This is a genomic window from Bartonella sp. AD328YNZD, assembly GCF_042196425.1.
The window spans coordinates 1-1706 of sequence record NZ_JBHIQG010000443.1 but is presented as its reverse complement, the minus strand read 5'-3'; the positions used below and the strand labels follow the sequence as shown (position 1 = coordinate 1706).

Below are 1706 nucleotides of genomic sequence, written 5' to 3'. Positions count from 1 at the left end.
GTATTAATTTGTCTATCAATTGGAAGATTTTCAAAGATTAAATATGGTTTAGGGGTAATAGATACCTTTTGATTCATCAGAATTGCCAATATTCTATGGGGTAACAGCGAAAATGCTATTTTTTAGCTCAACTCAAAAGTATTTTCATTGATCATTATAATTTCCTCCCCAATTATCTTTCCCTACTTTCTTATTAAGAAAAGTGAAAAAACAATAATTAAAATCAGCCATGTTAGTAAATAAGTGTCTGTAAAATCTTGGATTAATTCAAATAATGGTGGAGCAGTAATAATTGCGATTTGATTTACAGACATTGCTAAACCCAGAGAAAAGCCAACGCTTTCTTTCGGTGAAGAGTCTACAATATAGGCGACCCAAGGGCCATACCATCCCATTCCAAAAAACTAACCAAGCAGATAAAATAGTTAAATAAATTATCGATCCACTTATGCCCAAAATTAATATTAAAAATCCAAAAACGACTGCAATCATGCAAAACAAGACAGGAAAAAATCGTCCTTTTCTACAATGATCACTCCACGCTGCTAAAATAATTCTTCTTAAGGCACCAGAAGCCTGTGAAACAAAAAACAAATAAGCGCTTTTAGCTAAAGACAGGTGATAGATTCTATAAAAATAAATCGTTATAAAAATGGTTAAAACATATGGAACGATCACAAGTGAAACGCCTGAAAAAATAATATTCTTCATATGCGGTGCCGTTAACATCGCAAGACGAGACTTTACATTTGCATAGAACGAAACTTTTGCTTTGCTTTCTGAAACGATAGCGACAATTTTTTCTGGTGAGTGATAAAAAATAATAAATATACATCCCCCCTAAAAAAGAAACGATGGCACCGACCAAAAACGCACCTTGTATGCCATAGATAAGCGCACTCGCAGGAAGAACTATCCCAGCTAATACCCCCCACACTTAATGGTAGCTTCGCCTGCTTTATTCTCATTGCAAATCCGCGCTGCGATTGTGGAAACCATGACGAAACGGATTTAGCGCCACCAGGTTGAGCAGAACTATAAAATCCCCCTACAATTAGCAAACAAACCAAAAGGGAAATAGAGTTATCTGCGATTGCTCCCAATAAAAGAGCGATAGAAACGCCGACCGCGCCAACTCCAACAATATAGCGCTTGTTAAACTTGTCTAGTAATTAGCTTGCTACAAGTAACCCAATAGGTAGGAACTGCGCTGATGAAGACAGTAAACCTATCTGAGAGTCGCTAAGCGAGAAATCCTTTTTAAAAAATTCAGCTAAAGGATCAATCCCTTGAACAAAGAAGCAGGCTGATGCTTGAGCGATCGTGGCAACAAGCAATACAATCCATCTATAATAATTTTTTTCTATAAATTTATTATTGCTCACTCAGCCCCCCTCCAATTAAATTGTATTCCAATAAAGTAGCCTTTTTAATAATGCTTGCAACAATAAATTAGGTATTTTATGTTGATTACATAAAAATCTGTCAATATGATTGGCATTAATATGAAAGCTAAGGAATATGCTTAATTTAAGGAAATAAGCTATTATATGTCGTGCAAATTTGATACGCTAGCGATACTAAGATAAATTTTACAAACATTGGCTCAGCCGGCATTAAGTGCTCTTTATAAAAGAAGCTATATTTTGGCAAGCTTTTTCAAAATAATTCTCAAAGCTTTCTTCAGTCACATAGCCCAGATGCGG

The 1706-nt window shown here is 35.4% G+C and carries 2 protein-coding genes and 1 pseudogene; all 3 read right to left on the bottom strand.

Features of this window, described 5'->3' with window-relative positions; genetic code table 11:
* Nucleotides 1-267 precede the first annotated feature (267 nt).
* Nucleotides 268-711 (bottom strand): hypothetical protein, encoded by a 444-nt coding sequence (locus ACFIO3_RS12665; RefSeq protein WP_375704573.1) that lies wholly within the window; start codon nt 709-711, stop codon nt 268-270.
* 32 nt (nt 712-743) lie between these two features.
* Nucleotides 744-1160 (bottom strand): annotated as a pseudogene (locus ACFIO3_RS12660) (MFS transporter); the annotation flags it as partial.
* A gap of 12 nt (nt 1161-1172) precedes the next feature.
* Nucleotides 1173-1385, bottom strand: coding sequence for a hypothetical protein (locus ACFIO3_RS12655; protein WP_375615087.1), 213 nt, complete (start codon nt 1383-1385; stop codon nt 1173-1175).
* Nucleotides 1386-1706: the final 321 nt, after the last annotated feature.

What these genes read in the sequence shown, in the direction of transcription:
- ACFIO3_RS12665 (WP_375704573.1), bottom strand. Translation starts at nt 711, where the DNA reads ATGAAGAATATTATTTTTTCAGGCGTTTCACTTGTGATCGTTCCATAT.